The sequence below is a fragment of the uncultured Mycobacterium sp. genome (assembly GCF_964249325.1).
Taxonomy (GTDB): Bacteria; Actinomycetota; Actinomycetes; order Mycobacteriales; family Mycobacteriaceae; genus Mycobacterium.
The window spans coordinates 1-6,299 of the sequence record NZ_CAXUCH010000243.1 but is presented as its reverse complement, the minus strand read 5'-3'; the positions used below and the strand labels follow the sequence as shown (position 1 = coordinate 6,299).

Below are 6,299 nucleotides of genomic sequence, written 5' to 3'. Positions count from 1 at the left end.
CGGTCACGGTCGACGACCCGTGGGGCTACGGCAACTCGCTGGAGTGGGCCACCAGTTGCCCGCCGCCGCGGCACAACTTCACCGAACTGCCGAGGATTCGGTCGAACCGCCCGGCCTTCGAATTGCACTATCCGCACATGGTGGAACGCCTGCGCGACGAAGAACATATAGGACGAGCGCACAAGGCCCGCCAGCAGCCAGCCGGAACCTGAGGTATCCGGTACCAAGGGTATTGACATCTTGGGTGGATGATTCCTACCGTCGAGAGAACGATATCGACGAAGGAGCGGCGTCATGACCACTCCGGTGAAGCCCACCGGGCCCACTCGCGAGGAGTTCTCGGAGCGCTTGCTGAAGGGGGCGGTGAAGAAGTCCTACGCGCCGATCGTCGACATCGACTGGGACGCGCCGCTCGACCAGGACAAGTTCTACCTGCCGCCCAAGGTCGTGTCGTTGTACGGCACCCCGATGTGGAACCAGATGTCTCGCGCGCAACGAATCGAACTGTCGCGCCAAGAGTTCGTCAACACACTGTCGGCCGGTATCTGGTTCGAGAACATCCTCAACCAGGCCCTGCTGCGCAGGCTCATGCACGAGGATCCGACGGCCCGGGAATCGCATTACGCGCTGACCGAGCTGGGTGACGAAACCCGTCACATGGTGATGTTCGGCAAGGCCATCGAGCGGGTCGGAGCCAAGCCGGTGCGTCCGCGGCTGTATCACCGGATCATCATCAATGCCCTGCCGTTGGCGTTTCGCGGCGCGATGCTGTGGGTGGCCGCGTTGATCGGCGAGGAGATCTTTGACTCTCTGCAGCGGCAGATGATGGACGACCCTGAGTTGCAACCAATGGTGCAGCGGCTGATGCGCATTCACGTCACCGAAGAGGCTCGCCACATCCAGTTCGCGCGCGACGGCCTGCGCAAGCGGGCGGCCGACATGCCGCGGATCAACAGATGGTTCTTCGCCAACATCAACGGTCTCGGTGGGCTGTTCTTCCGCTACCTGTTCAGCAATCCGATCCCGTATGCCCGCGCGGGTCTGGATGTGCGCGAGGCGCGACGAAGCGTGCTCACCAGCGCCCACCGGCATGAGGTTCAGGTGAGCGGATTTGCGCCGTTGGCGTCGTTTTTGACCGAGGTCGGCTTGATGGGGCCGATCGCGCGCCGGCAGTGGAGGCGCAGCGGGTTTCTGTGACGCACACGCTCGATACCGCTGAGCCGCGCCACGACGTCGTCATCGTCGGCGCCGGAGCGGCCGCGGCGTGCTCCCGGACAGCGCTAACCGAGGCCGGGATCACCGGCATCATGTTGGAAGAGAAAGTCGTTAGCTCGGTATTCGACGACGACACCGACACGTGGGTGCTGCAAACCCGCGGCGGCGATATGTCTCGCGGCCGGGTCGTCATCGCCACCAACCCGCTGCTGTTCGTTCCATGGATTCCAAACAAGCTCGCGCAGACTGACTTTCGAGGCGTGTCGTTTCACTCAGCGGCATGGCAGCGCGATTTCGAGCCGGCCGGCAAACGCGTCGCGCTCGTCGGCGCCGACAGCAGCGCCGGCCGATCCGTCGACCAGTTGGTAGCGCTGGCCGCGTCAGTCAAAGTGTTCGCGTATCCACCGCGCCGGTTCGTCCCGGTGCTACATGGCCCCTTGGCCCGCCGCAGGCGCTGGATGCGTCGCCAGGCATGGCCAATGCAGCAGGCCCGTAGCCATCGACAGCCCGAACTGATGCGCTCGCCCATCGAGACCGTGACCGCCCGCGGCATCCGCACGTGCGACGGTGCCCACCATGACGTAGATGCGATCATCTACGGCACCGGATTGGCGATCGCCGATGAGGTTAGCGACGACACGCTCGTCGGCGCGCGGGGAGTGACGTTCCGGCGGGCCTGGCAGGACGGCATGGAGCCCTACCTCGGTATCGCTGTGCACGGGTTCCCCAACTACTTCTTGATCGCCGGGGCCGATTACGAAGCACAGGTGCGTTACATCACCCGATGCGTCAAGTGTATGACATTCAAAGCCGGCACCCGCATCGAGGTGCGCCACAGTAGTCAACAGGTGTTCAACGAGCGCGTGCACGTGCGGCGCCCGACGAGGCATCGAGTGGCGTCGGCATTTGACCTGTCGTCGAGCACCGGCGTCGAGGACGCGACCTACGACGGGCCGGCGATGCTGAGCATCGCCGACACTCACCGGCGGGTGCGGGTCCGGCTGACCGGCTACATCGACCCGATTGGCGGGCAATACCATTGGCAGGGAACGATTTTCGACACTCTGCCGGCTGGAGTGCTCAAGCAGTCGCGAGCGGTGGCGCTGGCTGTAGGTGAGCGCAGCGCGCCTGCGCGCATCACCGAAGAAACACCCCAAGGCACCCACACGATCGTCGGCGTTGGCCCACCGCCGTTCGCGCTGGACGGCGTCGAAGTCGTGGTGACACAGCTATAACCGTTGGGCGCCGACTCGTTGACCTCCAGCTCTGTTGGGCTCTACGAAACCCGATAGGCCGCGAGCATGGGTTGGCCACCACTCTCGTGGGTACTCCCCCAGCGGTGGCCCGCACATGACTCTAGGAAACGGTGCGTCCGACGTCGTTGTGGTTGGCGCCTCGGCTGGTGGGGTCGAAGCGCTTACCCAGTTCGCCAGTGGCCTATCCCCCGACCTGCCGTATGGGCTGCTGGTGGTCCTGCATATGCCGGCCGCAGCGCCGAGCGTGCTCCCCCGCATCATCGACCGCAATGGCCCCCTTCCGGCGGTACCGGCCAGCCACGGCGTGCCCATTGAAGCGGGCACCATCTACGTGGCTATCCCCAACCAGCATCTTCTCGTCTATGACCGCCGGATCATGCTGTCGGGTGGACCAACCGAAAACGGTCACCGGCCGGCCATCAACGCGCTGTTTCGGTCGGTCGCGCTGGCCTACGGTCAGTACGCGGTAGGAGTATTGCTGTCCGGCGTGCTCGACGACGGCGTGCTGGGCCTGGCGGCGATCCGGTCGCGCGGGGGCACCACAATGGCCCAATCACGTTCGGATGCGTTGTTCGCGGCCATGCCGCTCAACGCGATCGATGCGGGCGTTGTCGACCACGAGACGCCTGCGGCTGACATGGGCCGCTTGCTCAAGCAGCTGGCCGATCGAGTACTCGAGGAACGTGAAATGCAACCCGACCCGCGCATGGAGCTGGAAAACCGAATCGCCATGGCGCGACGGTTTTCGACCGAATTCGACACCAAGCGGCTGGGCCCGCCGTCCGGTTACACCTGCCCCGACTGCAATGGATCGCTGATCGCGATCAGCGATGGCAATTACCGCTGTCGCGTCGGGCATGCCTGGACGGCCACCGCGCTGCTGCGGGCGCGCGACGAGGAGTTCGAGAACGCCCTCTGGGCTGCGCTGCGCAGCCTGCAGGAGAAAGCCAAGCTGTCGCGCCGGCTGGCAGGCCAAGTCAGCCGCGGGATGATGAGCGAGCGGTATAACGCGCTCGCCGAGGAGGCCGAAAACGCAATGACGGTGCTCAGCGAACGGCTGACGGGGCTGCAGCCCCAACCAGGTGATCCCGGCGGCTAGGCCGATGAGCCACTTGGCGGTTTCCGCACAGACCGTCAACACAACGTGTCTGCTCACCGCCGACGGCGTGCTCGACAGCACCACGTACCTGTGGCTTCGCGACGCCATCATCAAGGCGGCGCTAGACGAACCGCGTGCCGTCATCATCGACGTCGATGCCCTCGCGGTGCCGGCGCCATCGGCGTGGGCCGTGTTTACCAGCGCGCATTGGCACGTCTGCACCTGGCCCGGTGTCCCGATCGTGCTGGTCTGCGTTTACCCCGACCGGCGGGCGATCATCGCGCGTAACGGTATCGCGCGGTATGTGCCGGTGCACCCGACAATCGAGTCGGCCTTGCATGCGGTCGCCAACGGCCGGTTAGCTAACCGACTGCGGGTCTGCGCGGAGCTGCCGGGCTCGCTTAAAAGTCTCGCCCGCGCGCGGGCACTGGTAGCGGAGTCGCTGACAAACTGGTCCCAGAGCCAGCTGATCTCGGTGGCGACGGTAATTGTCAACGTGTTCGTCGAAAACGTGCTTATGCACACTGCCAGCACGCCGGTCCTGGTATTGGAAACCGACGGCAAAACCGTCACGGTTGCGGTGCAAGACGGCAGTTCAGGTCCCGCGGAACGTCGCGAGGCTGTGATCGGCAGCCGGCGCCAGGTGTCCGGCCTAGAGATCGTGAGCGCATTGTGTCGCGCCTGGGGCAACACACCGACGCCGTCCGGCAAGACGGTGTGGGCCGTGATCGGACCGGAAAACCAGCTTTGACCAGTCCCGGGAAGGACGGGCCCGCTACTCCAGAGCCGGGTAATGTTCAGTCTCGCGACGCGCTGCGGGCGGAACGGGACGAAATGGACGAGAATAAGGACGAATCCTTCGAAGCGCTGCTCAACTACATGCGGGACTCGAGGGGATTCGATTTCACCGGGTACAAGCGCACCACGCTGATGCGGCGAGTGCGGCACCGGATGGATCAGGGCGGGTACACTACCTTCGAGCAGTATCTCGACGTGTTGCAGGCCAATCCGGACGAGTTCGCGGCACTGTTCAACACCATCTTGATTAACGTCACCGACTTCTTCCGCGACCCCGAAGCATGGGATTTCATCAGCACCGGCGTCATTCCCAGGATGCTCGCTGAGCGCAGTCCCGACGACCCAATCCGGGTCTGGAGCGCCGGATGCGCATCCGGTCAGGAGGCATACAGTCTGGCCATGCTGCTCGCCGAGGCGCTTGGCCCAGATGCGTTCCGCCAGCGGGTGAAGATCTATGCCACCGACATCGACGAAGAGGCTCTTACCCAGGCGCGATCCGCCACCTACGATGCCAAGGCCGTAGAGTCGGTGCCGGAGAAATTGCGGGACCGGTACTTCGAATGCGTTGACGGCCGCTACGTGTTCGACAAGGACCTACGTCGCGCAGTCATCTTCGGCCGGAACGACATAGTCAAGGATGCACCGATATCGCGGGTGGATCTGCTGGCCTGCCGCAACACCCTGATGTACCTGATCGCGGAAACCCAGCGAACTGTCTTGGCACGGCTGCATTTTGCCCTGGCCCCCAGGGCACGCTGTTTCTCGGCCACGCCGAGATGTTGCTGAACCACAGCGATCGGTTCACCCCGGTGAACCTCAAACACCGCATCTTCCGCAAGGCCGGCGCATCGCGCGCAGGCTTCGACCGCTATGACCCGGCCATGTCGATGTACGACCGGCTTGGCGACCTGCCGACGCTAGACCCCTTGCGGGAGATGGCGTTTCGTACCAGCCCGGTCGCCCAGATCGTAGTGACCGGGGAGGACACCGTCGCGATGGTCAACCAGCAGGCCGAGATGCTCTTCGGGCTTTCGGGACGCGACATCGGTCGGCTGCTGCGCGACCTGGAAGTCTCCTATCGGCCGGTCGAGTTGCGTGCCTACTTGGAACAGGCCAAGGTAGAGCGCCGATCCGCTCGGATCCAGGACGTCAGTGGCAGCGACCCGGATCGGAAACGGCGTGGTTGGAAGTCCACGTCAATCCGCTCGTCGACGCCGAAAACGGGCTACTGGGCGTATCGATCGTGTTTTTCGACGTCACCGCGACAAGGGCGCTGTTGGACAAGCTGATGCACACCAACCGCCAAGCCGAGGCGGCTTATGAAGAGCTCCAGTCCACCAATGAAGAACTCGAGACGACCAACGAAGAACTGCAGTCCACCGTGGAGGAGCTTGAGACAACCAACGAGGAACTGCAGTCCACCAACGAAGAACTTGAGACCATGAACCAGGAACTGCAGTCCACCAACGACGAGCTGCACACCATCAACGACACGCTGCACGACCGCAGCGCCGAACTCGAAGCCACCCGGACATTTCTCGAATCACTTGTCAACTCCGTGCATCTCGGCTTGGTGGTAGTCGATCGCGAGATGCGGGTGGTGGTGTGGAACCGCAGGTGCGAGGGATTATGGGGACTGCGCGCCGATGAGACGGCGGGGGATGTGCTTACCGCCCTCGACATCGGGCTGCCGATGGAGACTGTGCGGCCGTTGATCGGCAATGCGTTCGTGGATCCGCAGAATCCGGGCGAGTGTCTCGTCGACGCCGTCAACCGGCGAGGCCGGCCCATCCGGATTCGAGCGATGTGCACGGGGTTTCAATCTGCCGACGGGATCGTTGACGGCGCGCTACTGCTGATGGAGGCCCAGCCTTGACTTTCGTCACGGAATCCGGCTAACCGATAGCCTTCTTGGATTCGTCGTCGGCAGC

4 protein-coding genes and 2 pseudogenes are annotated in these 6,299 nt (G+C 63.9%); all 6 read left to right on the top strand.

The features are described from left to right. A pseudogene (locus ACFE99_RS21385) lies at positions 1 to 212 on the top strand (cytochrome ubiquinol oxidase subunit I); the annotation flags it as partial. Between the two features lie 82 nt (positions 213 to 294). Then, positions 295 to 1,197 carry a diiron oxygenase gene (locus tag ACFE99_RS21380; RefSeq protein WP_375488401.1) on the top strand — a complete coding sequence of 301 codons (903 nt, stop codon included), beginning with the start codon at positions 295 to 297 and terminating at the stop codon, positions 1,195 to 1,197. Continuing rightward, positions 1,194 to 2,450, top strand: a complete 1,257-nt coding sequence (locus ACFE99_RS21375) for a DUF4873 domain-containing protein (protein ID WP_375488400.1) — start codon at positions 1,194 to 1,196, stop codon at positions 2,448 to 2,450. The genes ACFE99_RS21380 and ACFE99_RS21375 overlap by 4 nt, the downstream gene beginning before the upstream one ends. Before the next feature lie 115 nt (positions 2,451 to 2,565). Beyond that, positions 2,566 to 3,570 carry a chemotaxis protein CheB gene (locus tag ACFE99_RS21370; protein WP_375488399.1) on the top strand — a complete coding sequence of 335 codons (1,005 nt, stop codon included), beginning with the start codon at positions 2,566 to 2,568 and terminating at the stop codon, positions 3,568 to 3,570. A gap of 4 nt (positions 3,571 to 3,574) precedes the next feature. Then, a complete protein-coding gene (locus tag ACFE99_RS21365; RefSeq protein WP_375488398.1) occupies positions 3,575 to 4,321 on the top strand; it encodes an STAS domain-containing protein in 747 nt (248 codons plus the stop codon). Positions 4,322 to 4,404: 83 nt separating this feature from the next. Continuing rightward, positions 4,405 to 6,244, top strand: a pseudogene (locus ACFE99_RS21360) (CheR family methyltransferase). The last annotated feature ends 55 nt before the right edge of the window (positions 6,245 to 6,299 follow it).

Coding starts and splice junctions, on each gene's coding strand:
- ACFE99_RS21380 (WP_375488401.1), top strand. CDS start 295: ATGACCACTCCGGTGAAGCCCACCGGGCCCACTCGCGAGGAGTTCTCG.
- ACFE99_RS21370 (WP_375488399.1), top strand. CDS start 2,566: ATGACTCTAGGAAACGGTGCGTCCGACGTCGTTGTGGTTGGCGCCTCG.
- ACFE99_RS21365 (WP_375488398.1), top strand. CDS start 3,575: ATGAGCCACTTGGCGGTTTCCGCACAGACCGTCAACACAACGTGTCTG.